The sequence below is a fragment of the Burkholderia sp. BCC1644 genome (assembly GCF_902833225.1).
GTDB lineage: Bacteria > Pseudomonadota > Gammaproteobacteria > Burkholderiales > Burkholderiaceae > Burkholderia.
The window spans coordinates 412567-436806 of sequence record NZ_CADFEI010000002.1 but is presented as its reverse complement, the minus strand read 5'-3'; the positions used below and the strand labels follow the sequence as shown (position 1 = coordinate 436806).

Annotated in this window: 24 protein-coding genes; 18 read left to right on the top strand and 6 right to left on the bottom strand. The window is 63.4% G+C overall.

Annotation, left to right across the window (positions count from 1 at the left end; genetic code table 11):
* The first annotated feature begins 242 nt into the window (after positions 1–242).
* The 8 genes from HWX87_RS05305 (at position 243) to HWX87_RS05270 (ending at position 7428) form a co-directional block, all read left to right on the top strand.
* Positions 243–1178, top strand: a complete 936-nt coding sequence (locus tag HWX87_RS05305; RefSeq protein ID WP_176046351.1) for an aldose 1-epimerase — start codon at positions 243–245, stop codon at positions 1176–1178.
* A gap of 132 nt (positions 1179–1310) precedes the next feature.
* Entirely contained in the window at positions 1311–2339 is a 1029-nt protein-coding gene (locus HWX87_RS05300) for an ABC transporter substrate-binding protein (RefSeq protein ID WP_176046116.1), read from the top strand.
* Between the two features lie 50 nt (positions 2340–2389).
* Positions 2390–3946, top strand: a complete 1557-nt coding sequence (locus HWX87_RS05295; protein WP_176046115.1) for a sugar ABC transporter ATP-binding protein — start codon at positions 2390–2392, stop codon at positions 3944–3946.
* Between the two features lie 33 nt (positions 3947–3979).
* The gene (locus tag HWX87_RS05290) at positions 3980–4957 is read left to right on the top strand and encodes an ABC transporter permease (protein ID WP_176046114.1); all 978 of its coding nucleotides are present in this window, start codon (positions 3980–3982) and stop codon (positions 4955–4957) included.
* A gap of 1 nt (position 4958) precedes the next feature.
* A complete protein-coding gene (locus tag HWX87_RS05285) occupies positions 4959–5954 on the top strand; it encodes an ABC transporter permease (RefSeq protein ID WP_176046113.1) in 996 nt (331 codons plus the stop codon).
* Positions 5955–6033: 79 nt separating this feature from the next.
* Entirely contained in the window at positions 6034–6468 is a 435-nt protein-coding gene (locus tag HWX87_RS05280) for a cupin domain-containing protein (RefSeq protein WP_176046112.1), read from the top strand.
* Positions 6469–6763: 295 nt separating this feature from the next.
* Positions 6764–6901, top strand: coding sequence for an HHHH-motif protein (locus HWX87_RS05275; protein WP_006488624.1), 138 nt, complete (start codon positions 6764–6766; stop codon positions 6899–6901).
* Between the two features lie 62 nt (positions 6902–6963).
* A complete protein-coding gene (locus HWX87_RS05270) occupies positions 6964–7428 on the top strand; it encodes a hypothetical protein (protein ID WP_176046111.1) in 465 nt (154 codons plus the stop codon).
* A 108-nt stretch (positions 7429–7536) separates the two neighbouring features.
* On the opposite strand, the gene phaZ is transcribed toward HWX87_RS05270, so the two are convergent.
* A complete protein-coding gene (gene phaZ / locus HWX87_RS05265) occupies positions 7537–8892 on the bottom strand; it encodes a polyhydroxyalkanoate depolymerase (protein WP_176046110.1) in 1356 nt (451 codons plus the stop codon).
* Between the two features lie 289 nt (positions 8893–9181).
* Here phaZ and HWX87_RS05260 point away from each other — a divergent pair, with 289 nt between their 5' ends.
* The 6 genes from HWX87_RS05260 to HWX87_RS05235 all read left to right on the top strand — a co-directional run bounded on the left by HWX87_RS05260 (position 9182) and on the right by HWX87_RS05235 (position 15579).
* Positions 9182–9844, top strand: a complete 663-nt coding sequence (locus tag HWX87_RS05260) for a glutathione S-transferase family protein (protein WP_059237427.1) — start codon at positions 9182–9184, stop codon at positions 9842–9844.
* A 236-nt stretch (positions 9845–10080) separates the two neighbouring features.
* Entirely contained in the window at positions 10081–11331 is a 1251-nt protein-coding gene (locus HWX87_RS05255; protein WP_176046109.1) for a cyclic nucleotide-binding domain-containing protein, read from the top strand.
* 13 nt (positions 11332–11344) lie between these two features.
* On the top strand, positions 11345–12109 hold the full coding sequence (locus HWX87_RS05250) for a flagellar motor protein (protein ID WP_059237425.1): 765 nt from the start codon (positions 11345–11347) through the stop codon (positions 12107–12109).
* A gap of 57 nt (positions 12110–12166) precedes the next feature.
* Positions 12167–12835, top strand: a complete 669-nt coding sequence (locus HWX87_RS05245; RefSeq protein WP_176046108.1) for an OmpA family protein — start codon at positions 12167–12169, stop codon at positions 12833–12835.
* A gap of 169 nt (positions 12836–13004) precedes the next feature.
* Positions 13005–14867, top strand: a complete 1863-nt coding sequence (locus HWX87_RS05240) for a methyl-accepting chemotaxis protein (RefSeq protein WP_176046107.1) — start codon at positions 13005–13007, stop codon at positions 14865–14867.
* Positions 14868–15117: 250 nt separating this feature from the next.
* Positions 15118–15579: a lysozyme inhibitor LprI family protein gene (locus tag HWX87_RS05235; RefSeq protein WP_176046106.1), complete on the top strand. Its 462-nt coding sequence runs from the start codon at positions 15118–15120 to the stop codon at positions 15577–15579.
* Between the two features lie 120 nt (positions 15580–15699).
* On the opposite strand, the gene HWX87_RS05230 is transcribed toward HWX87_RS05235, so the two are convergent.
* Together HWX87_RS05230 and HWX87_RS05225 are read right to left on the bottom strand one after the other, a co-directional pair.
* Positions 15700–16482, bottom strand: a complete 783-nt coding sequence (locus tag HWX87_RS05230) for a DUF4276 family protein (protein WP_176046105.1) — start codon at positions 16480–16482, stop codon at positions 15700–15702.
* Positions 16448–17656, bottom strand: coding sequence for an AAA family ATPase (locus HWX87_RS05225; RefSeq protein ID WP_176046104.1), 1209 nt, complete (start codon positions 17654–17656; stop codon positions 16448–16450). The genes HWX87_RS05230 and HWX87_RS05225 overlap by 35 nt, the downstream gene beginning before the upstream one ends.
* 617 nt (positions 17657–18273) lie before the next feature.
* Between HWX87_RS05225 and HWX87_RS05220 the strand changes: the two genes are divergently transcribed.
* The gene (locus tag HWX87_RS05220; RefSeq protein WP_176046103.1) at positions 18274–18570 is read left to right on the top strand and encodes a hypothetical protein; all 297 of its coding nucleotides are present in this window, start codon (positions 18274–18276) and stop codon (positions 18568–18570) included.
* 200 nt (positions 18571–18770) lie between these two features.
* Here the strand turns inward: HWX87_RS05220 and HWX87_RS05215 are convergent, their stop codons facing one another.
* The 3 genes from HWX87_RS05215 to HWX87_RS05205 form a co-directional block, all read right to left on the bottom strand.
* Positions 18771–20012, bottom strand: a complete 1242-nt coding sequence (locus HWX87_RS05215) for an amidohydrolase family protein (protein ID WP_176046102.1) — start codon at positions 20010–20012, stop codon at positions 18771–18773.
* Positions 20013–20024: 12 nt separating this feature from the next.
* Entirely contained in the window at positions 20025–21341 is a 1317-nt protein-coding gene (locus tag HWX87_RS05210; protein ID WP_122171927.1) for an MFS transporter, read from the bottom strand.
* 131 nt (positions 21342–21472) lie between these two features.
* Complete coding sequence (locus HWX87_RS05205) at positions 21473–22384, bottom strand: LysR substrate-binding domain-containing protein (protein WP_176046101.1); 912 nt, start codon at positions 22382–22384, stop codon at positions 21473–21475.
* Positions 22385–22761: 377 nt separating this feature from the next.
* Here HWX87_RS05205 and HWX87_RS05200 point away from each other — a divergent pair, with 377 nt between their 5' ends.
* The 3 genes from HWX87_RS05200 (at position 22762) to HWX87_RS05190 (ending at position 24111) form a co-directional block, all read left to right on the top strand.
* The gene (locus HWX87_RS05200) at positions 22762–22965 is read left to right on the top strand and encodes a cold-shock protein (protein WP_006485974.1); all 204 of its coding nucleotides are present in this window, start codon (positions 22762–22764) and stop codon (positions 22963–22965) included.
* Between the two features lie 280 nt (positions 22966–23245).
* Positions 23246–23470, top strand: a complete 225-nt coding sequence (locus HWX87_RS05195) for a hypothetical protein (protein ID WP_176046350.1) — start codon at positions 23246–23248, stop codon at positions 23468–23470.
* 230 nt (positions 23471–23700) lie between these two features.
* The gene (locus HWX87_RS05190) at positions 23701–24111 is read left to right on the top strand and encodes a TIGR02594 family protein (RefSeq protein ID WP_176046349.1); all 411 of its coding nucleotides are present in this window, start codon (positions 23701–23703) and stop codon (positions 24109–24111) included.
* The last annotated feature ends 129 nt before the right edge of the window (positions 24112–24240 follow it).

The window sequence follows — 24240 nt, the reverse complement described above, 5'->3', positions numbered from 1 at the left end:
AAATAAAATCGGTAATGAACAGCGGGTCGGATCAATCTGACCCGACGGTAACATCGGCCAATCGGGCCGGCAATCAAGCTTTACGCGTGCTTTGCCGGATGCGTCGACGGTTAGATAATAATATCAACAAATATTATTGACCATGCGTGCCGCGCCGTGCCATTCTTTGCCGCACATGCCCGCGGCCGGTGCCGTATGCCGGCCGGCGGGGTCGTCAGTCTCGCGTCCGGGGATGATCGATGATGCCGATGGAAATACCGCGCAGCGCCAACCTGATCGAATTGACCAGCGCCACGGCCCGCGTGTGTGTCGCGCCGCAGGTCGGCGGCTCGATCGCCGCCTACTACGAGTACGAGCGCGACCGCCAGCGGCACTGGTTCCGGCCCGCCACCGGCGAGGCGCTTGCGAGCGGCGACCCGCTCGGCATGGCAAGTTTCCCGCTGTTCCCCTATTGCAATCGCATCCGCGACGCGAAATTCGAATTCGACGGCCGCACGATCGACCTGTCGGGCCCGCACGATGCGTTCCGGCATGCGCTGCACGGCCACGGCTGGAGCCGGCCGTGGCAGGTCGGACGACAGGACGCCACCTCGGTCGAACTGCACTTAGAGCACCGGCCCGATCCCCGCCGGCAGGGCGACTGGCCGTTCCGCTACGAGGCGCGCCAGACGATCCGGCTGGATGGCGGCAGCCTGTCGATCACGCTGTTCGCGCGCAATCTCGACGCGCTGCCGATGCCGTTCGGCATGGGCCACCATCCGTATTACGTCAGGACGTCGCGCACGCTCGTCAGGGCGCACGTGGACGCGATGTGGCACATCGACGACGACGTGCTGCCGACCCGCGTCGGCAAGCATCCGGCCGTCGATGCACTGCGCGACGGGCTGCGGGTCGATGCATTCGATCTCGACAACAATTTCGTGGGCTGGGCGCGCGAGGCCGCGGTGATCTGGCCGGAGCGCGGCTGCCAGGTCGTGTTGTCCGCGCAGCAGCCGTTCGACCAGCTCGTCGTGTTCGCGCCCGCCGGCGCCGATGCGCTGTGCGTCGAGCCCGTGACGAACACGACCGACTGCTTCAACGTGGGCGCGCGCGACCGCGCCGCGCCGGTCGGCGGCTGCGTGCTGGCGCCCGGCGAGTCGCTGGAAGCGACGCTGCGCTGGACGCCTGGCCCGATCTGAGCGAGGGGGCCCGGCGGTACGGGATTATCCCGAGTCGGGCAGGCGATAATATCGAGTAATAATATTAATTCGTGACGCCGAAGCCGACCGTGTGTGCCACGGCGTGCGGGCCGATCACAACACTTGGAGACGATGATGCCGAGCCGTGCAAAGCTGCAACGTATCGTGGTGACGATGGGTGTGACGCTCGGATGCGTCGCGATCGCGCAGGCGCAGGACAATGCGCAGAAGGTCGGGTCGAGCTCCGCGCAGACCTGCACGAATCCGAAGCCGGGCAGCGTGAAGCTGACCGATCTGGTGGTCGGCTTCTCGCAGTCGGAAAACGAGCAGAACCCGTTCCGCGCGACCGAAACCGCGTCGGTGCGTGCGGCCGCGAAGGCGGCCGGCGTCAAGCGGCTGCTGTATACGAATGCGAACGCGAACCAGGCGAAGCAGGTCGCCGATATCGAAAGCATGATCAACCAGGGCGCGCAGGCGCTGATCGTCGCGCCGAACGATTCGACCGGCCTGCAGCCCGCGCTCGCGCAGGCGCGCGCGAAGGGCATCCCCGTCGTCACGATCGACCGCCAGACGGCCGGCACGCCGTGCCAGGATTTCATCACGTTCCTCGGTTCCGACTTCTTCCGGCAAGGGCAGCGCGCCGCGCAGGCGCTCGCCGATGCGACCGGCGGCAAAGCCACGATCGTCGAGATCCAGGGCGGCTACGGCAATACCGTCGAGAGCCAGCGCACCGACGGTTTCGCCGACGGCCTGAAAAAATTCCCGAACATGAAAATCGTCGCGTCGCAGACTGCCAACTGGTCGGCCACCGAAGCGCAGAAGGTGATGGAGCAGGTGCTGCTCGCGCACCCGGACGTGACTGCCGTCTACGCGCAGGCCGACACGATGGCGCTCGGCGCGATGACCGCGCTGCGGCAGGCCGGCAAGCAGCGCGGCGTGACGGTCGTGTCGATCGACGGCACGAAGGATTTCGTCACCGCGATCGCGAACGGCTCGACCGCCGCGAGCGTCGAGACGAACCCGCGCTTCGGCCCGCTCGCGTTCAAGTCGCTCGAAGCGTGGTTCGCCGGCAAGCCGGTCGCGCAGAAGCAGATCATGGACGACGCGCTGTACGACAAGGCGAACGCGAAGCATTCGCTCGAAGCGAACCTCGTCTACTGACCGGCCGGCAAACGAGCGGCAACGGCTCACACGCGAACGCGAGGCGCGCGATGGACGCAATGCTTCCCGCCGCACCCGGCGCCGACGAGGGCGCCGGCGGCAAACCCGTCGTGCTCGAGACGCGCGGCGTCGGCAAGACGTTCGGCGTCGTGCGCGCGCTCAACGGCGTGTCGCTGACGCTGCGGGCGGGCGAGGTGCACGGGCTGATGGGCGAGAACGGCGCCGGCAAGTCGACGCTGATCAAGATCCTCACCGGCTTCCACCAGCCCGATGCGGGCGAGATCCGCGTCGACGGCGCGCCGGTGTCGTTCGACAGCCCGCGTGCCGCGCAGCGCGCGGGCATCTGCGCGGTCTACCAGGAAATCAACTTGATCCCCGAGCGCAGCGTGGCCGAGAACATCTTCCTCGGTCACGAGCCGCGCCGCTTCGGCCCGTGGATCGATCGCCGCGAGATGCTGGCGCGTACGCGCGAGATCGTCGAGCGCTACGGGCTCGACGTCGATCCGGCCGACAAGGTCGGGTCGCTCGGGCTCGGCCAGCAGCAGATGGTGTCGATCGCGCGCGGCGTGTCGCTCGGCGCGCGCGTGCTGATTCTCGACGAGCCGACGTCCGCGTTGAGCGGTGCGGAAGTGGAAGTGCTGTTCGGTGTCGTCGGCCAGTTGCGTGCGACCGGCATTGCGATCGTGCTCGTGAGCCATCGTCTGTCCGAGTGCTACCGGATGTGCGACCGGCTCACCGTGCTGCGCGACGGCGCGGTGGTGCGCAGCGATACGCCTGACCGGCTGCCGCGCATGGCGCTGATTTCGGCGATGCTCGGCCGCGAAGTCGGCGCGCATGGCCCGCGCGAACAGGCCGAAGCGGCCGCCGCCGATACGGCGCAGGCACCGGCGCTCGCCGTCGACGGGTTGCGCTGGGGCACGCGCTTGCGCGACGTGTCGTTCCGCGTCGCGCCGAAGGAAATCGTCGGGCTCGCGGGCCTGCTCGGCGCGGGCCGTACCGAAACGTTCAAGGCCGTGTTCGGCGCGCAGCCGCCGGATGGCGGCGCGGTGCGCGTCGGCGGCCATGCGCTCGACGGTGCGGACCCGGCGCGGGCGATTCGCGCGGGGCTCGCATTCCTGTCGGAAGATCGCCGCTCGGAAGGCATTTTCTCGAAGCTGTCGGTGCGCGAGAACATCGTCGTCTGCGTGCTGCCGCGCATCGCGCGCTTCGGTTTCATCTCCGTGCGCAAACAGGAGGCGCTCGTCGAGCGCTACATCCGCGAGCTGGGCATCAAGACGTCGCATGCGGGCGCGCCGATCTCGACGCTGTCCGGCGGCAACCAGCAGAAGGCGCTGATCGCGCGCTGCCTGTCGACCGAACCGTCGGTGCTGCTGCTCGACGATCCGACGCGCGGCATTGACGTCGGCGCGAAGGCGGAAGTGCACGATCTCGTCAAACGGCTCGCCGATGAAGGGCTCGCGGTCGTCGCGACGTCCTCGGAAATGGAAGAACTGCTCGAACTGGCCGACCGGCTCGTGATCCTGCATGAAGGCGCGACGAGCGGCGAGCTGTCGACGCGCGGCGCGAGCCCCGACGACGTGACCGCGCTGCTCGCGAACCAGGCCTAGCGCGCCGGATATCGATTGGAGGATGAGGAAAGCGTGAACCTTGCCAACCTGATGAGCGAACCGGACGAAGCACGCCGAACGTCGCGTCGCTCGCTGTTCGCTCAGGCGCGCGACCACAGCGTGTATCTCGCGTTCGTCGCGCTTGCCGTCTTCAACCTGATCGTCACGCCCGGTTTCTCGAATCCGCTTGCCGCACGCAGTTTGCTGTTCCAGGCTGCGCCGATCGTGCTGATCGCGCTCGGGCAGAACCTGGCGATCGCGACGCGCGGGATCGACCTGTCGGTCGGCTCGGTGATGGCGCTGTCGAGCGCGATCATCGCCGTGTGCTTGCCGTATGGCGCCGGCGCGGCATTCGCGGCGGCGATCGCGATCGGGCTGGCGGTCGGCCTGTTCAACGGCGGGCTCGTCGCGCGGCTCGGCATCGATCCGCTGATTTCCGGCCTTGCATTGCTGGTTGCCGCGCGCGGGCTTGCGCAGGCGTTGCTCGGCGGTTCGCGCGTGAGCCTGCCGCCTTCCGATGCGTTCGATTTCATCGGTATCGGCACGTTCCTCGGGCTGCCGGTCGTGATGCTGATCGCGCTCGTGTGCGCGGCCGTCGTGTTCTTCGTCGTGCGCAACACGACCTTCGGGCGCTACACGATCCTCGTCGGCGCGAGCCGCGATGCCGCGCATCTCGCCGGTGTGCCCGTGCGCCGCACGCTGCTCGCGGTGTATGCGGCGAGCGGTGCGCTGGCCGGGCTTGCCGGCCTGTTCGCCACGGCGCGGCTCGGCGCGGGCGATCCGAACTACGTCGGCGTGAATTTCGAACTCGATGCGATCGCCGCGTCGGTGATCGGCGGCACGCCGCTGTCCGGCGGGCGCGTATCGATCGTCGGTACCGTGTTCGGCGTGCTGCTGCTGCAACTGCTCGATGCCAGCTTCATCATGAACAACATCAGCTTCACGTATGCGCAGATCCTGAAGGCCGCGTTCATCCTCGGCGCGCTGTACCTGCAGCGCTCGGGAGCCTGACATGTCGACCGCGCCGATTTCCACGCATACCGCGCATGACGCCGGCCGCGCCCGCCGCGCGCAGATCGTTCGTCTCGTGCAGGCGCGCGGCGCGATCGCGATCCTCGTGCTCGTGTGCCTGATCGCCGGCCGCGTATTTCCGCATTTCCTGAGTGCGCCGAACCTGCTCGACATCGTCGCGGCCGCCGCGTTCGTCGCGCTGATCACGATCGGGCAGAGCTTCGTGATCATCCTCGGCGGGTTCGACCTGTCGGTCGGCTCGCTCGTCGGGCTCGGCACCGTGATCGCCGCGTATGCGGCGCCGTACGGATGGGGTGCTGCGCTGGCGGCCCCCGTTTGCGTCGGGTTGATCGTCGGGCTCATGAACGGCTGGCTGATCGCGCGGGCGCGGATGGCGCCGTTCATCGTCACGCTTGCCGCGTTGCTCGGGTTGAAAGGGCTGTCGCTCGTGCTCGCGAGCCAGGACATGCTGATCGCGAACCCCGGGTTCTTCGCGACGATCGCGAACGGCTCGCTGTTCGGGATCGGCAATCTCGTGTGGATCGTGCTCGTCGCGTATCTCGTCGCCGCGTTCGTGCTGAATCACACGCGCTACGGCGCGGGCGTGTTCGCGATCGGCGGCAACGAGGAAGCCGCGCGCATGCTCGGCGTGAACGTCGAAGGGCTCAAGGTCGTCACGTACGGGTTGAGCGGGGCGCTCGCGGGGCTCGCCGGCGCGTTGCTCGCGTCGCGGCTCGATTCGGGGTTGCCGGGCGCCGGCAACAGCTACGAGCTGCAGTCGATCGCGGCGGCGGTGATCGGCGGCGTGCTGCTGACGGGCGGCGTCGGCACGCTGTTCGGGCCGCTCGCGGGCGTGCTGCTGCTCGGCGTGATCGAGAACGTGATCAACCAGGTCGGCACGTTGAGCCCGTACTACCAGAACCTCGCGAGCGGCGCGTTCCTGCTGCTCGCGGTGATCGCGCAGACGCTGCTGACCGGCAAGCGGCGCAAGCGGTGACGCGCGCGGTTTCGCGCGGCTGCAAACTGGAACGCTAAATGCTTGTCACGCGTGATCCTTTCGATGAAGGAGCACGACGATGAGCACACCGACCACCACGTCCTTTTCCCACGTCAGGCCGCAGGACACCGCGTATCGCGGCGAAGGCCTGCGCGACTTCTTCCTGTATCGCGATCTCGGCATCGCGGCCGCGACGAACGGCAAGGTCGTCGCGCAACTCGTCAGGGCAAATCATGCACCGGTGGCGGGCACCGGCTGGCACCGTCACGAGGCCGAGTTCCATATCGTGATCATGCTGAAGGGCTGGGCGCGCTTCATGTACGGCGAACAGGAGACGCTGGTGGCCGCCGGCGACTGCGTGCATCAGGCGCCGGGGATCGTCCACTACCTGTTCGACTACTCGCCGGACATGGAGTATCTGGAAATCGTCGGGCCCGCCGATTTCAAGTCGATCGACGTCGACGGGCCGTGCGCGGTGCCGCCGCCGACGCCGTGGGGCGAGGCGGGCGCGTAGCCTTCACGCGCTTCTGCGCACGCATTCGACAAACCGCCTTCGGGCGGTTTTTTGTTGATCCGCCGACACCCACGACCTGCTTCCTTCGCTTCAACGCGTTTCTTCGAATTCCGAAGGGTCGGGAAGCTGAAGATCCGGAAAGAAAAGAAAGACATTCGTCAGCTTCGGCCGCCGATTGGCGATGCGATGTCAAAGATCGTCAATTGCACGGATGGGCGGTGCACGGCCTGTCGACGGCCGGCGTTAAGGAGGTACCAGCCGGATCACCGGCTGACCTATCCGGGAGAGTCTCACCATGAACCGCATCGCGAAGATCCTGACGGCAACCGCACTGGCTTGCGCCGTGCTCGTACCGGCACTGGCCGAAGCGCATTCGCACCGCGTGTGCCATTTCGATCATCACCACCATCGCGTGTGCCGCTGGGTGCGGTAACCGTGGGTATTCCCGGGGATGTCCCGGACGCTTTCATCATTCAGGCAAATCAGGAGAGGACTATGAAAAAGACGATGTTGATCGCCGCGCTGGTCGCCGGCATGGGTGTGTCGATCGGTGCGTTCGCCCAGGTTCCGGCCAGCGCGCCGGCCGGCACGACCGGTCTGTGCAAGGACGGCTCGTTCTACTCGGGCGCGTCGAAGAAGGGCGCATGTGCCGGCCACAAGGGCGTGAAGACGTGGTACGGCGCATCGGCCGCCGCTGCGGCGAGCGCACCGGCCGCGGCGCCGGCCATGGCGGCTTCCGCTGCGCCGGCATCGGGCGCCGCTCCCGCGAAGAGCGCCGCCGCGACGACGGCAGCCGCGCCGGGCGGCGGTGGAGGCAAGGTGTGGGCGAACGACAGCACGAAGGTCTATCACTGCTCGACCGACAAGTACTACGGCAAGACGAAGCACGGCAGCTACATGTCGGAAGCCGACGCGAAGGCGAAGGGCTACCACGCGTCGCACGGCAAGGCTTGCTCGTAACGCACAGGGCCGGCGCGCGAGTGCATGCGCTCGCGCGTCGTCCGGACGTTGCAGCACACGTCGCCCCGCCTCTCCGGCGGGGCGATTCATTTGTATCGTCACCCGCGTTCAGTGCGCGTGATTCGATCGTGTTTCCGTCGCCGCATCGCTCCCGGTGGTGCGCGCATCGAGCAGGGCGCGCAGCGTCACGTAGTGGGTGCCGCTCGTGTCGCCGTCCGCAGCCGCGGTGCGATCGTACGGCTCGTTGTCATGGATCGTCGCCCGCACGATCGGATAGATCTGCGTTTCCCACCGGCTGCCGTTGAATACGCCGTAGTGCCCCGCACCCGTCTGTACGTGGTGCGTCTTCAGATACGGCGGTAACCCCGAACACAGTTCCTGCGCGGCCACCGTCTGGCCCACCGCGCAGATATCGTCTTTCTCGCCTTCGATCGTCAACAGCGCGGTGCGATGAATCGCCGCCGGTTCGACGAGCCGGTCGCCGACCGTCAGTTCGCCGCGCGCGAGCGCGTATTGCTGGAACACCTTCTCGACCGTTTCCAGATAGAACTCCGCGGTGAGGTCGGCCGTCGCGAAATATTCGTCGTAGAAGTGTCGCAGCGTGTCGGCTTTCGCGGGATCGCCTTTCGCGCGCTCGTAGTACAGATTGGCGAACGATGCCGCGTGCCGGTCCGGGTTCATCGACATGAACGCGCCCACCTGCACGAAGCCCGGATACACGCATCGCTGCGCGCCGGCGAAGCCCGCCGGCACGACGCTGATCAGGTTGCGCGCGAACCATTCGATCGGCTGGCTCGTCGCGAGCGCGTTGACCTTGGTCGGATTCACGCGGCAATCGATCGGGCCGGCCATCAGCGTCAGGCTCGCCGGCTGCGCCGGATCGCCGCCGGCCGCCATCAGCGCGACCGCCGCGAGCGCGGCGACGGTCGGCTGGCAGATCGCGAGCACGTGCGCGTCCGGGCCGATCTGGTGGATGAAGTCGATCACGTGCGCAACGTATTCGTCGAAGCCGAAGCGCCCGGCGGTCAGCGGGATGTCGCGCGGGTTGTGCCAGTCGGTGATGTACACGTCGTGATCGGCCAGCATCGTGTGCACCGTGCCGCGCAGCAGCGTCGCGAAGTGCCCGGACATCGGCGCGACGATCAGCACGCGCGGCTGGCGCGCGACCGGCCGCGCCTTGCGGAAATGCAGCAGCGTCGCGAACGGCGTGACGGCCGCCGCTTCCTCGACGATCGGCACCGTTTCGCCGTCGACCACGATCGACTCGATCCCGAACGGCGGACGCCGGTGCGAGAACGCGCAGCATTCGAGCAGCTCGCACAGCGCGTCGAGCATGCGGCCGGTGGGCGTCGACGTCGCGGGTGGCCACAGCGACATCGTCGCGCGCGTGGCGGCCGCCCATGCACGCGCCGGGCGCAGGCATTCGGCAGACCATTGATAAAACGGATAGGCAAGCAGGTTCATGACCGTCGCTCGTTGCGCCGCGTTGCAGGGAACGAGGCAAGCCGTGTGCCAGCGTGCGGCTGGCACGCGCGTTGCACGCGGTTCGGGAACGCGGCGGCGCAAGCGGTACGTGACGACGGATGGGCGAAGGCGATGCGCCGCCGCGCCGGCCTCGCGTGCGATGCGTGCCGCGCCACGGTGCCGCGCTGCGCCAGTTCGGCGAATGGGCCGCACAGGCGTGGTGCGGATAACGGCGCGATGCGTCCGTTTTCGGTGCAGGGGCACGAACGGCAATCAGCAAGGGAGCGACATGGAATCCACCGGACAGACGACGCTGACCATCAGCAGCCGCAATTACTCGTCGTGGTCGATGCGCGGCTGGCTGCTCGCGAAGCTGAGCGGGCTCGCGTTCGAGACGGTCAGCGTGCCGATCGATGCCGCATCGCGCGCGGAATTGCTGCTGCTGTCGCCGTCGATCCTCGTGCCGTGCCTGACGCACGACGGCAGCACGGTGTGGGACACGCTCGCGATCGCCGAATACCTGAACGAGATCCGGCCCCAGGCGCGGCTGCTGCCCGACGACCGGCATGCGCGCGCGCATTGCCGGTCGATCTGCGGCGAGATGCATTCCGGTTTCAGCGCATTGCGATCCGCGCTGCCGATGAACCTGCGCGCGCATTTCCCCGGCTTCCGGATCTGGTCGCGCGCGCAGCACGACATCCAGCGGATCGTCACGATCTGGCGCGAGTGCCTGGCCGCATACGGCGGGCCCTGGTTGTTCGGCGCGGAGATCGGTATCGCCGATGCGATGTACGCGCCGGTCGTCACGCGCTTCCTGACTTACGACGTGAAGCTCGAACCGGACGTCGCCGAATACTGCATGCGCGTGCTCGCGCATCCGTTCGTCGCGGAGTGGATCGAAGCGGCGAAGGCCGAGCATGAAGACATCGACGAACTCGACATGGAGTTCTGACGCACGCGACCGCCGCGCGCTTTCAATTTCACTACATGCGCAAGGGGCGAAACGAACGTTCGATGCGTTTGCGCAACTCGCAAACGTTTTACCTTGATTTCGGTTCGAAACGAGGATGAATTCCCTAAAGGATGTTGAGCCCGCTGACGTAAACGAGTCACGGGGATGACTCGTGATCGCATGCTTTCGACGTGCGACGCGCAGTCCGCAATAACCAGCGCAGCAGGGGAATCGACTTGAATCGTCAGCAATCGTGGACGCGTACGGCGGCGCCCGGGGAAATCATTTATTCCGAGGGCTTCGCCGGCGAGCCCGTCATCTTTCTGATTACCGACGGCAAGGTCGAGCTGTCCACGCGATGCGACGACAAGCGCGTCATCGTCGCGACGCTCGGCCGCGGCGAGTTCTTCGGCGAATCGGCGTTGCTCGCGGCTGAGCCACGTGCGCATACCGCGAAGGCGCTGTCGTTCTGTCAGCTCACTGTCGTGCCGGCCGGCATGCTCGATGACGAAATCGAGCGTGTGTCCGCGCTGCTGCGCCATATCGTGCGGACGATGATACGCCGCGTGAAGCGCAAGGACGACCAGCTCGCGACCTACACGCATGCGGACTTCATGCCGGGCGTGCTGTCGTATGCGCATCTGCTGGCGCTGATGGCGAACGCCGATGCGCGGGAAACCAGCGACTCGTGGGCGCGCCGGCCGATGCAGGCCCATGCGGCTGAAACCTCGGTGCCGCTCGCCGAAGTGATCCGCAAATGCCGTGCGATTGCCGGCCACTCGCGCCCGCACGTGCTCGCGATGCTGCGGCGCATGGAGAAGCTCAATCTCGTCTCGATCGAAGCCGCGCAGGCCGACGCTGCCGGTGGCGCAACCGACTATGCGGCTTCGTCGGATGCGCGCCAGGTCGTCACCTTCGACGCCGCCCGCGTGATCGATCGCGCGCAGCAGGTGGCCGATCACGATCTCGACCTGTCGATCAACAGCGAACTCGAACTCATTGAACTGGCCGATCTCGAATCGCTGATCGGCGTCGACAAGACGCTGCTGCTCAACAAGCTGTCGAACGGCGAGATCGCCGACGAAGTGTTCGCGTTCCGCAAATCGAAGGTGCTCAGTTACGTCGAGCAGAAGGGCGTGGCGTACTTTTCGCGCCGCAACGGGCGTCGCGGCGGCGACGTGCGCGCGCTGGAGGATCTCGTGTGGGTCGACCAGCGCACGCTGTTCGACGTGATCAGCGCGTTCGACACGTACGATCTCGCGAAGCTGATCGCGAACCTCGACGATCGCGCGGTGGCCGACAAGCTGTTTTCCGTGATGACCGAGGCGCGGCGCAACGAGGTGTCGTGGGTGATGCGCCGCGAGATCAAGCTCGATCCGATCGAGGTCGAGGAGATCGAGCAGCGTGTGCTCGATGCCGTGCGCGCCGCGAAGGCGCCTGCGGCGGGCGTGGCGCCGGTGGCGTCGACGTCGTCGTCGGATGCGTGAAACGGAGAGGCATATGGATCTGTTGACCCTGGCCGGTGTGGTGCTCGGCGGCGCGGCGATCGTGTTCGGTTTCGCGCTGGAAGGCGGGCATTTCTCGATGCTGTTCCAGTTCGAGGCGCTCGTGATCGTGCTCGGCGGCACGCTCGGCGCGGTGATGATCCAGAACACATGGGCGCGTTTCTTCGACGCGGTGAAGCAGTTGCGGCTCGCGTTCGTGCGGGCGCGCGAGGTCGATCGCAAGAACCTGTCCGACCTGCTCGAATGGGGCGATCGCGCGAAAGTCGACGGGCTGCTCGCGTTCGAATCGATGGACGTGAGCGGCATCCATCCTTTCGCGCGCCGCGGGCTCGAACTGCTGGCGAACGGCGTGTCGACCGCCGTGCTCGAGGACGCGTTGCAGCGCGAACTCGATGCGTACGAGCGCAGCCGCCTGGCGGCCGTGCGCGTGTGGCAGCAGGCCGGCGGCTATGCGCCGACGTTCGGCATTCTCGGCTCGGTGCTCGGGCTCGTGCAGGTGACGAGCCATATTCTCGAACCCGCGCAGCTCGGGCCGGGCATCGCGGTGGCGTTCGTCGCGACGCTGTACGGGCTTGCGTTTGCGAACCTCGTGTTCCTGCCGCTGTACGGCAAGCTGCGCGCGCAGATCGACAGCGAGATGCGATTCCGCAAGCTGTATCTCGACGGCTTGCTCGCGATTTCGCGCAAGGAGTCGCCGCATACGATCGAAACGCGCCTGACCGGCGATGTGCGCGGGCGTGCAGCGGAATCGCTTGCATGATGGGCGTGTGCTTGTTCAGGCGCCAGCGCCGTATGACGAACCGGGATTCTCGACCGCATGACAGCTCGAACTGACGGCGCATCCGCTGCCGATCGCGACGATGACGAACTCGAAGGCTCGCAGTCCGGACGCTGGCTGATTTCGTACGCGGATCTCATCACGACACTGATGGTGCTGTTTCTCGCGCTGTACGTGCTGCAGCTCGCGAAATACAACGCGCTCGATGCGCGATACCAGACGCTTGCGCGGCAGGCCGGTGGTGCTCCGAGTGCTGCCGATGCCGCTACGCCCGACCATGCGCCGCCGTGGATCGCGTTGCTCGATTCGTTGAAGTCGAATGGCCGGATTTCGCTGGTGAAGGCGCCGCACGGCGTCGAGATCGGCATCGACGCGAAGATCCTGTTCAATGTCGGCGATGCGCGCTTGCTGCCCGATTCATCGCCGGTGCTGAATCAGATTGCGCAGGCACTGAGCGAGCACGCGACTGGCGACATCCTCGTCGAAGGCCACACGGACAACGTGCCGATCGCGAACGCCAAATACGAATCGAACTGGGAACTGTCGTCGGCGCGTGCGGGGAGTGTCGTGCGCTATCTGACCGAGCGCGGTGTTGCACCGCATCGCCTGGCGGCGATCGGGCGGGCCGATACGCAGCCGCTCGTGGCGGGCGACGACGCGGCTTCAAGGGCGCGAAACCGGCGTGTCACGATCTTCGTTGCATACTGATCGGCGTTGTATTTCCGTTGTTCCAACATCTATAGGCGGCCGCATATGCCCGCCTGTCACCAACATAAAGAATCTCGCATGTCTGGTATCTGAAATCAGCGATGCGGTTCTGCGCGTGCATGCCGATAACCCAAACTGGCTCAGACCGAGCGGTTATCGAGGGTTCCCCATGCATCTCTGGCGCAAGCTTTCCATTCAGAACAAGCTGATTCTCAGCATGACGAGTTGTCTGCTCGTGTTCGTCGCGATTTCGAGCGGACTCAGTGTCCGCCTGATCGGCAACGCGGTGCGCGATCGCGTCGTCCGCGAAGAACTGCCGACCGCCGTGAACGGCATCCGTGCCGACGTGCAGCGCCAGATGGCTGGCCCGATCGCCGCGTCGCGCATCCTCGCGCGCGATGCGTTCCTGCTGCAGTGGGAAGCAGACGGCGAACCCGATGCCGGCACGCGCAACTGGATCCAGCTCGCGAAGAACGTGAAGGACGAGCAGAAGGCCGCGTCCGTGCAGTGGGTGTCGGTGAAGAGCGGCAACTACTACAACGAAGCCGGCCTGCAACGAAAGGTCACTGACAAGGATCAGTGGCTGACCAGCTTCCTGTCGTCGGGCAAGGCGTTCGACGTGAACATGGACCGCGAGGTGACCGTCGGCGGCTACATGATGTTCATCAACAGCCGCGTGGAACTCGACGGCGTGCCGATCGGCGCGGCGAGCATGAGCCTGTCCGTCGATGCGCTCGCGAAGGGTATCTCTGCGTACCGGATCGGCCAGACCGGGTTCGCGTATCTCGTGCGTCCCGACGGCGCGTTCATGATGCATCGCGATACGTCGCTGATCGACGGCAAGCATTTCCTGAAGGATCAGCCGGGGTTGCCGGGTGATGCGTCGTCGACGCTGCTCGCCGGCAAGCCGTATGCGTACCTGAGCTACGAGGGCGACGGCGGCGCGCGCTTCATCGCGACTTCGTTCATTCCGGAGTTGAATGCGTATGTTGTTGTCGAGGTGCCGCAGGCTGAATTGCTCGGGCCGGTGACGAGCGCTATTCGCAGCGCGGCGCTGGTTGCGGCAGTGGTGGGCCTCGGGGTCGCGCTGCTCGTGATCTGGCTGGTGGGCCGCGCGATCGCCGCGCCGATCCGCCGCGCGGCGACGCTGCTGTCGGAGATCGCCAGCGGTCAGGGTGATTTGACGCGCCGGATGACGGTCGAGAGCCAGGACGAGATCGGGCAGTTGTCGGATGCGTTCAACCGGTTCGTGTCGTCGCTGTCGACGCTGGTTCACCGGATTCGCGCGGCTTCGGCGTCGATTGCGACCGGGTCGGCGCAGATTGCTTCGGGGAATGCGGATCTGAGTGAGCGGACTGAAGGGCAGTCGAGCAACCTGGAGCGGACGGCTTCGTCGATGGAAGAGATCACGGCCGTGGTGCGCAACAACACCGAGACGGCGACGACGGCCGCGAAGATGATCAACGGCGCATCGGATACGGCGGCGCGCGGCGGGCAGGTGGTGGGCGAGGTCGTGACGACGATGGAGCAGATCAGCGACGCGTCGCAGCGAATCTCCGAGATCATCGTGATGATCGACAGTATTTCGTTTCAGACGAATATTCTGGCGTTGAATGCGGCGGTGGAGGCGGCAAGGGCGGGGGAGCAGGGGCGGGGGTTTGCTGTTGTCGCTTCGGAAGTGCGGAATCTGGCGCAGCGTAGCGCGCAGGCGGCGAAGGAGATCAAGGCGTTGATTGAGCATAGCGCGGGGACGGTGAATACCGGGTCGCGGTTGGTGAGTGAGGCGGGGAAGGTGATGAGTGATGTTGTGTCGCAGGTTCAAGGCGTGAGCGCGATGATGAGCGAGATCGCAGAGGCGAGCCTGGAGCAGAGTGCCGGGATCGATCAGATTGGGGATGCGGTGCAGTCGCTGGATCAGATGACGCAGCAGAATGCGGCTTTGGTTGAGGAAAGCGCGGCGGCGGCGGCGAGTTTGAAGCAGCAAGCGGCGGAATTGACCAAGCTGGTGTCGGCTTTTAAGGTGGATGAGTAAGGGGTGGTTCGCGATTTGGAATTGGGGCCTCTCTGAGCAGATGGATGTTTGATGGCATCGCGCCGGCGGGCGGTCGCTTGCCGGCGATTTTCAGTCACTCGACATGGTCGTGTAGTTCGTTGACAATCGTTTTTTCCAAAGTTGGTCGCGCTTGCTTAAAGCAAGTCGACAATATGTGCTTCAATCGGTGCTGTCGACCGCGACCGACGCCAGAATTACTCGGATCGCCATATGAGTGAGGAAAACAGGCATGGGAGCAAGAATGCACATCGCCGCATTGGCGCCCAGCCCCCGTCGCGCAGCGCTCGGCGTCGCCCTGGCGATGACACTTTCGTGGTTCACCGCTGCGCAAGCGGAGAGTTGCGCACCTGATAGCGTGGCGCCCGAGTGCTTGCTGCAGCGTAGTCAAGATGAATTGCAGCAAGCCGACGACGAATTGAACCGCACTTACCAAAAGGTTTTGAAGTCGATGTCTCGGCCACGTGACGAGTACGTCAACTATCCGGAACTTAAGGTGAAGTTTGTCGAGGCTCAGCGGCAATGGGTCCGTTTTATCGACAAGGAGTGTACCGCTTGGTATCTGATAAACGAGGCAGGCGCGGATCGTAATCTTGATCTACTGACTTGCGAAATCGACAGAACACGTAATCGGACGCGTGAGTTAAGCGTGTGGCTTAAGCAAGTGAGCCATGATTGGCGCGGCGCTAGATGAGCCGCCCAGTGTTGGCATTGGGCGTTTTGGTCGCAACTCGTATGCCAACAAAGATTCGGACGGCCTCCGCACCGAGGGAATAGCCATCCGATCTCCGTTGGCCGATGCCAAGCGCGTCGCTTATTGAACCTCGCCTGTCAAGTCTGCGAGAGTTGCCTGAGGCGGGGGGGGCAATCCAAGAAAATCGTTAACAATGCGGACTAGGTGTCGCAGTGCCGGGACTCTCTCGGCTAAGTCAGCCCACATAAACGTCATATCCAACGCATTCACGGTACGCATTGCATTCGTTTTCTTGTAGGCGAATCCGGCTAGTTGATAGCAGTCGTGCAAATCGTCCGCGGGCGTGTCGCGCTCTGACATGTCGTCCGTTTCTGGATTGAACCCTAATGCTTGCTGAATCGCAGGCAGACTAATTTCCGGTGCAATTTTAATGAAGTGCGAGTGTTCCGCAAGGAACCATGCTTCAATTTCCATAAGCGGAAACACAAAGCTGACGGGGGCGAGTTGTTTGTTTATCGCCGCCCGCATCTTCTTTCGAAGTAAATCGACTGAAGTGCGGTCGTATGTGGGCCGAACGTCGCGTATTCCGACGATCCGCTCATAGCCTTTGTTTGTCAGATCCGAATGATCGCCATGGAGCCGGACCTTGACATTGTCTTCGCTACCGCAATCGACTATAAGTGCGTAGTACTTCTCGTTGGTGGTGGCACGAGTCGCGCTTATTTGTGTGTAAATAAGCGGCTTCCCGGTCTTGCCACCCCCTCTCGCTGTTTTTTCGTCAATAAGAAGCTGACCTTCATTGGCCGCCTCCTTTAGAAGACGCGTGACGAACAGGCGTTCCGTCTTTCCTTCGACAAAAAACGCGATCCTACGCATCGTCATCCTCGTCGTATTCTTCGTCATCGTTCGAATCGTAAGTGGCGAGATCACTTACATTCATTTCGAAAAACGAGAAGTTGCTGAGGCCGGTGAACATGAAATTATCAAAGTGATCCTTGGAATTGCCGTAATTTCTCACGATCACCTCCTGCCCTCGTCTATGCAAAACAGTCCACTCATCTAATGGGACTTTGTTCATCACGAATCGGTCGTTTGTTGTCATTATCAACTGAATATTTGATTCGCTAGCCTTGTCGCGAAGCAGTTGAATCAAAGCGATCGAACGCTCAAAATCGAGACCTTCGCCGATGTCATCGATCAGGATTGTTGTCGCCGATCCCCGTAATAGAGCCAGATTGACGTGGATCAAAAGAGCAACGACTCGAAACATGCCGTCCGACATGCTGTATTGGTCCGTTATCGCCTCTAAGCCTGATTCTTTTACCTGCAAACACAGGAATGATGGAGGCATTTGGGCGCTCGGAATACCTGGTGGCGCCGCAACAACGTTGACGCGAAGGGTAATCGGCGTCCCCGTGGTTATATAGTCGACCGGATAATCGAGCGCTCTAAGGTCGCTCTTCATTACTTCCGCGAAATCCTCCGGGAACTCTCTTTCAGCCTGTCTGAATAGCGGAACGACGGCGTGCTCATCGCGATCGCTAGGGGCTGGCGTGCCCGGCACAAAATGAGTTAGAAGCCCCTTGCCGAGGTTGCCGGCAAAGTGATAGAAGCGAAGTGAGTCCGCCCAAGAGGCCAGAGGATCAAGGAAACTGTGCTGAACTGAGTCGCGTCGGGCAAAAGCGGCAAATGTATTGGTTGGGGTTTGGAAGTCGATAGGCGTATTGCTATTGACTCTTTCCGCGATAATCTTGCCTATCCCCGTGGGTCCTCGCGACAATAGCTCTCTGCCGCCTATCTCAACCCTCTCACGAACGACGGCACCTTCGTGGTAGGCCACTTCATAGAGATATGTTTCGCCTTCATTGTCAAAAACACACCTATAGCTTCCCGATTGAGCAGGTGGACTCGAGCCAGTCAGATTTCCTGCAAGGGAACCAATGATCGCCAATGACCTCGATTTTCCCGATGCATTGCGGCCAACAAGCAGATTTCGATCGCCGAATGTAAGGTCGTTGATGCTCCACTCTTGGGGGTTGTTCTCCCACTCGCTGTAGCTGATAGATTGTAGTTTCATGGGATGCCGGCAGTTGAAGATGCTTGACGGAGCATAGTTTGAGCGGATCGTAGCATGTCCCGAGGACAACGCGTGTCGGGCAGAACTCAAAACATGCGATCTTGCGCAACATTAGCTACATCGCAGCTTCCATGCACGTAGCTCGATGGTCGTACCGCCGCGCTTGCACACTTTCCTGATCGCGCAGCATCCAATGACCGTACAACGTTGCTGAACGGCCTCTGACGATTCAACACACCGAGTGACGGAAACGGGGCGGCAACAGTCAGTTGTATTTTCCTCGGTCGAATGGCTTTAGCGATTCGACGAACACTCTGGAGCGTTTCGGGGCCAATTCACAGCATCCGTCTCCCTATATCTAACGGCCAATCCCCCTCAATTCCCCATTTCTGAGATGCCAGCGCGACTACACTGGTCATGAAGCCTTGCTTCTCACCATCGGAAGTTGACCACGTCCCCCTCCGCACCGATGGTCGAAAGAAAGCGGTCTTGCCCAACAAGACACAGCGAGAGGGGGAGAAAGAAGGGGAAACCCGAGGCATTAAAGAAGCGCGGGCCGCATGGGCGGCAACCCATACGACCCGCTGACCACCAACAACTCACCCTAGGAGTTGAAAATGGCTGACGCCAATACTAAGCCACGTCGCCGGAAGAACAAACCGGTCAACATGAAAAAGACGTTCGAACTGGTCCTGCGCAACTACCCGGATCTTCCCAAGCGTGGCTGGCCGTACCTGCCGTGGATGAAGGCGATCGATATCAATTTCAAGATCTTCGGCTTCAAGCCCGGCGACCGCGTGTATCTCAACGTCAACGACGTTACCCGGACGATCACGATCACGCCGGACTACAGCCAGTTGGCTCTGCGAGAGCAGCCGTACCACGATCCTGATTGGGAGCCGTCGTCGCTATAGCGCCTGCAAGAGCTGCTTGATGCAGCTCTAGCGAGTGAAGCGCAGGCGTTTCCCGAACGCGAGTGACCGCCGGGGCGATACCGCCCTGGCCATCGCCGCAAACGCCGCGCCCCACACCCACTGCCACCTTCAACAACTGTCACGACTTCAAGGCCCGTGAGGCCGCACTGCGCCTGCCGAAATAGCCGCACGACTCCACATCAACGCCCGCTGTCACGCCGCTTCACAATCGCTCCCCGCTGCAACACATACTCGACCCGCGTACCTTCATCGGCCACCACCCCAATATCCTCGAGCGGATTCCCATCCAGCACGACGAGGTCGGCGATCGCTCCCACCGCAACCACCCCAAGCAGCCCCTGCATATTCACAATCTCCGCCGCCACCGTCGTCGCTGACCTGAGCGCTTCCAGATTCCCGAGCACTTCCGCCCGAATCCGAAATTCACCCGACTGAAACGCATGCATCTCGCCGAGCAGATCCGACCCGAACCCCATCTTCACGCCGGCCTTCGCATAGATCTCAAGCGACTCGCGACCTTTCTGCTGCACGGAAGCCACTTTCGCGACGGAGTCCGCGGGCATCCCGAACTCCGCGCCATGTTTGGCAAGCGCGTCATAAGTCACGAGCGTCGGCACGACAAACGCCCCATGCTCATGCATGATCTTCGCGGCCGCTTCGTCCACGAGATTCCCGTGCTCGATCGTCCGCACGCCGCATCGCACCGCCCGCGCGATCGCTCGCCCCGTATACGCATGCGCCATCACATAAGTATTCGCAGCTTCGGCCTCTTCGACGATCGCCCGAATCTCATCCTCCGAATACTGCGTGTTCGCAATCGGATCAGTCGGCGAAGCGACCCCACCCGAAGCCATGATCTTGATCTGCGTCGCGCCTTTCTGAATCTCCTCACGCACGGCGAGCCGCACGCCTTCGACACCGTCAACGACCCGCGCAATCGCCCCCGTCCGAAAGCAACAAGAGCAGGGCTCCAGCAAATCGCCACGAGGCCGAAAATCCCCATGCCCGCCGGTCTGCGACAACGCTTTCCCCGACGGAAAAATCCGCGGCCCTGAAACCAGCCCCGTCTCGACCGCCTGCATCAAACTCCAATCCGCTCCCCCTGCATCCCGCACGCTGGTAAACCCGCGCGACAACATCGCATCGAGAATCGGCAGCGACCGAATGGCCGCGAGAATATTCGGCTGCGTTGCATTCGCACCAAGGTTCGCATTCGAAGCCAGCACATGCACATGGCAATCGATGAACCCCGGCATCACGGTCTTGCCGCGTACATCGATCACCTGCGCATTCGGAAAATCCACCGGCCGATCGGTGACTTCGACGATCCGTTCGCCTTCGATCACGACATGATGATGTTCGAGCAACACGCCTCGTTCGAGGTCGAGCACGTTGCCGCCTTGAAGCACGGTAATGGTCATGGAGATATTTCCTTATCGAGTCATGGAGGCCGCACGCTTCGCATCCTTCACGAAGCGCGTCCCGACGAAACTGACTGCCGCCGCGAGAATCACGTAGAAAGCGGGCGCCATGTTGCTGCCCGTGCGTGCGATCAGCCACGTAATCAGAAACGGCGCGAACCCGCCGAAGATCGTCACCGCGAAGTTGTACGCAACCGAAAGCCCGGTCGACAGCACCTTGGTCGGAAACAGCTCCGCGAATGCCGCGAGGATCGGCCCCGTATAAGTCGCAATCAGCACGCCGAACACGGCCTGGAACACGATCAGCGACGTGAACCCGGGCGCATGGTTGATCCACGCGAACATCGGCCACGCGAGCACGAGGATCGCGAGCGCCGAGCCGGACAGGAACACGCGTCGCCCCCACACGTCGGCGAGCCGGCCGACGATCGGCGAGCAGCACATGATCATCAGCCCGCCGACCATGCCGGCCGCGAAGCCGGTCGATTGCGGCAGATGCAGCGTGCGCACGGAATACGTCGGCATGTAGAACAGCAGCACGTAGGTACAGACGGTCCACAGAATGACCATCGAAAAACTCGCGAACGTTTCGCGCGGGTAGGTCGACAGCACCTCCTTCAGCGGCGAGCTTTCCTTCGCCTGCGATTCGACGGCGCTGAACGCGGGCGTCTCGTCGATATGGCTGCGGATGAAGTACCCGACCGGCCCGACGATGATCCCGAGCAGGAACGGCAGCCGCCAGCCCCAGCTATGCAGCGCCTGCGTATCGAGCGACGTGGTGACGAACGTGCCGGTCGCCGCGCCGAGCAGCACCGCGAAACCGATGCTCGACTGGATCCAGCTCGAGTAATACGCGCGTTTCTCCGGCGGCGCGTATTCGGTGAGGAACGCGGTGGCGCCGCCCATCTCGCCGCCGGCCGAGAAGCCTTGCAGCAGCCGCGCGACGACGATCAGGAGCGGCGCGGCGATGCCGGCCTGTTCGTAGGTTGGCGCGATTCCGATGAGCGCGGTGCCGGCCGCCATCAGCAGGATCGTGAGCGACAGCGCGGCCTTGCGTCCGACCTTGTCGGCATAGACGCCGAGCACGATGCCGCCCACCGGTCGCATGAAGAAGCCGACGCCGAACGTCGCGACGGTGAGCAGCACGGACGTCAGTTCGTTGCCGGTCGGAAAGAAGAGCTTCGCGATGATCACCGCGAAGAAGCTGTAGACGGTGAAGTCGAACCATTCGAGGCCGTTGCCGATCACGGTCGCGACGATGGCGCGGCGGCGTTGCTGCACGGCCGCATCGACGGAAGGCGCGGCGCGCGGGGAAAGCGTTCCTTGCATGGTCTCTTCCTTTGTCAGAAGACGGGACGGCTGCCCCGCGTGAATCCCATGCTACGGATAGGCGCATTTTTTTCTGAAACGAAAGATTCGCATGCACGCATGCGCTGCACGCATGCATCGCGCTCAGACCTTCAGGGCGCGGTCTGTTTCTCCGCCTGTTCGAACAGCCAGCGCGTGAACAGGCGGGCGGCCTGGTTCTGCATGCGGTCGTTGGGCGAGATCACGTAATAGCCGCCGCCGTGGCTCGCGGACGCTTCGGTTACGCGCACGAGCAGCCCAGCTTCGATGCACGCGTCGATCATGTAGCGCCAGCCGAGCGACACGCCCTGGCCGAGAATCGTCATCTGCACGATCTGCGGATACGAGTTGATCATGATGTCCTGCGGCTGCAGCTTCTGCCGGTCGACGTCGTTCATGTCGAACCATTCGGGCCACGACATCCATTGGCGCTGGCCGTCTTCGAGGCGCAGCAGCGTTTCGTTCGCGAGGTCGGCCGCGTTCAGCGTGCGGCCGGCCAGATAGCCCGGCGCGCAGACGGGAAACACTTCCTCGTCGAAGAGCTTGCGCACGGTGTATTCGGCTGGTGCCTGCTGGCGCACGTAGTAGACGCCGACGTCAAATTCCGCCGGCGACATCGACGCAAGGCCGTCGCGCACGATCAGGCGCAGCTTGATGTTCGGATACGCGGCGCGAAAGTCCGGCAGCCGCGGCGTCAGCCACAGCACCGCGACGCCGGACGAGCACGCGATCGTCAGTTCGAGATCGCCGTACGGTTTCATCACGTCGTGCGTGGCTTCCGCGCATTGCGTGAGCAGATGGTGGACCTGCGCCGCGTATTGCTCGCCGGCGATCGTCAGCCGCAGCGAGCGATGCTCGCGCACGAACAGCGAGCGGCCGAGGAATTCCTCGAGCTGCTGGATCTGGCGGCTGATCGCGCTTTGGGTCAGGTGCAGTTCGGCGGCGGCTTTCGTGAAGCTCGCGTGCCGCACGGCGGCTTCGAACGCGACGAGGCACTGCAGGGGCGGAAGCGGCGTGATGCGCATGGCGGGCGGGGAATCGGGGCGGGGGCTGCCGACATGATACGGTCGGATCGAACGGAAATCACAAGGCGGGAAGGGCCTGGCCGATCGGCGTATTCGTGCGGAGATCGTGGGCAACGCGCGCCCGGCCAGGCAACGCGCGCAGCCTGTTAGGGCCGTATCGATTCGTCCGAAAAGCGGATCGCGAGGTAAAACAGTTACAAGTTAGCGGTTGACGCAAGCAAACCCGGCGGTTAGTGTATGCGCCGAAGTCCAAGAAGTCCGATTGCTGTTCATCAATTGCTCGCTGTCCTCGGCGGTATTCGTTGTCCTCTCCCTCCTTGAAACTTCACGCGCTCTCCAACAGGGCAAATCTTCATATTTTTTCTCAAGGAATCTTCATGGATACCGGTATCGTCAAGTGGTTCAACGACAGCAAAGGCTTTGGCTTCATCACGCCGGACAACGGCGGCGACGACCTGTTCGCTCATTTCTCGGAAATTCGTGCCGACGGCTTCAAGACGCTGGCTGAAAACCAGAAAGTGAGCTTCGAGACGAAGCAGGGCCCGAAGGGTCTGCAAGCGGCCAACATCAAGCCGCTGTAAAGTTTGAAGGGCCCGGCCTCCCACGATGGGCGCCGGGTCGCAGCGACATCCTCACGGAGCTTTGTCTCCTAAAGTTGGCGCGATTGTTCCTGGCTGCGTCTGTTCATTCAGCAGCTAATCAAGCGCCACACGCCTCGTTGCACTTCATTCCCCCCTCCGGCCACAGCGCCTCGCTTTCGCTTTCCGACTGCTTCTGATTCAGCCCGCAATGGCTTTGAGTCGGCGCATCCGTGCACATTTCGCACGGCACGCGCGCAGTCGAACATTATTAAAATTAAAAATTCAAAACATGCAAAATCATCAATACAACGGCTATGCCGTCCAACCCTCGGCGCATCGTTTGCCCGACGGCAGTTTTTCAGCCAACCTGCAGCTCGAACGCATCGATAGCGCGTCCGGGGAAGGCCGCTACCAGTTCTATTCGCTCGATTACTTCGCGAGTGAAGCGCAAGCGCTGCGGCACTCGGCACGCTGGGCACGCCGCTGGGTCGATACGCGCGGTTAAAGGCAACACCGTGGTACCGGACACCCAGCACATGTGAGTCCCCGGGGGCGCGCAACAACGCGCGCCCGAACCTCGCCTGCGATCGATTCTCTACCCATCCGGCTGGATGGCCGAACGATGCTGCCAACCTCCGCATTCGTGCGAAGATTGTGCACACATCACACTCGCCCGAGAACGACGTGACCCTATCAAATCCTGAGCGCAACCCGGAGGCCGCCCATCCGCCGTGGATGCCCGTCGCCCTGGCCGAACTCGGCATCCGTCGCCATCCGCCCGGTAGCATCAACCCGCGCATCGTCGAGTACAACAACCAGACGAACCTGGTCGGTTACGACGACAAGATTTCCTGGTGCTCGTCCTTCGTCAACTGGTGCATGAAACACGCCGGATTCCGCGGCACCGGCTCCGCACTGGCACGCTCATGGCTCGAATGGGGCCGCCCGCTGGACCGCCCGGTCTACGGCTGCATCGCGATCCTGACGCGTGACGACCCGACGAGCTGGAAAGGGCACGTCGGTTTCTACCTGCGTCACGACGCCGAACAGGTGTACCTCTTCGGCGGCAACCAGCTGGAAGAAGTCCGCGAACTCGCGTACCCGTTGAACGAAGTGATCGGATACCGCTGGCCCGCCACCGCATGACCACGCAGCGGCAGCGCACACAAAACGGCAAACAACGCGATTCCCGCCGCTGCTAATCTGTCGAACACACCGCATCGACCACCCGGAGCCCGTCGGCGCGCCAACCGGCAGTCGCCGATCTCCGCACCC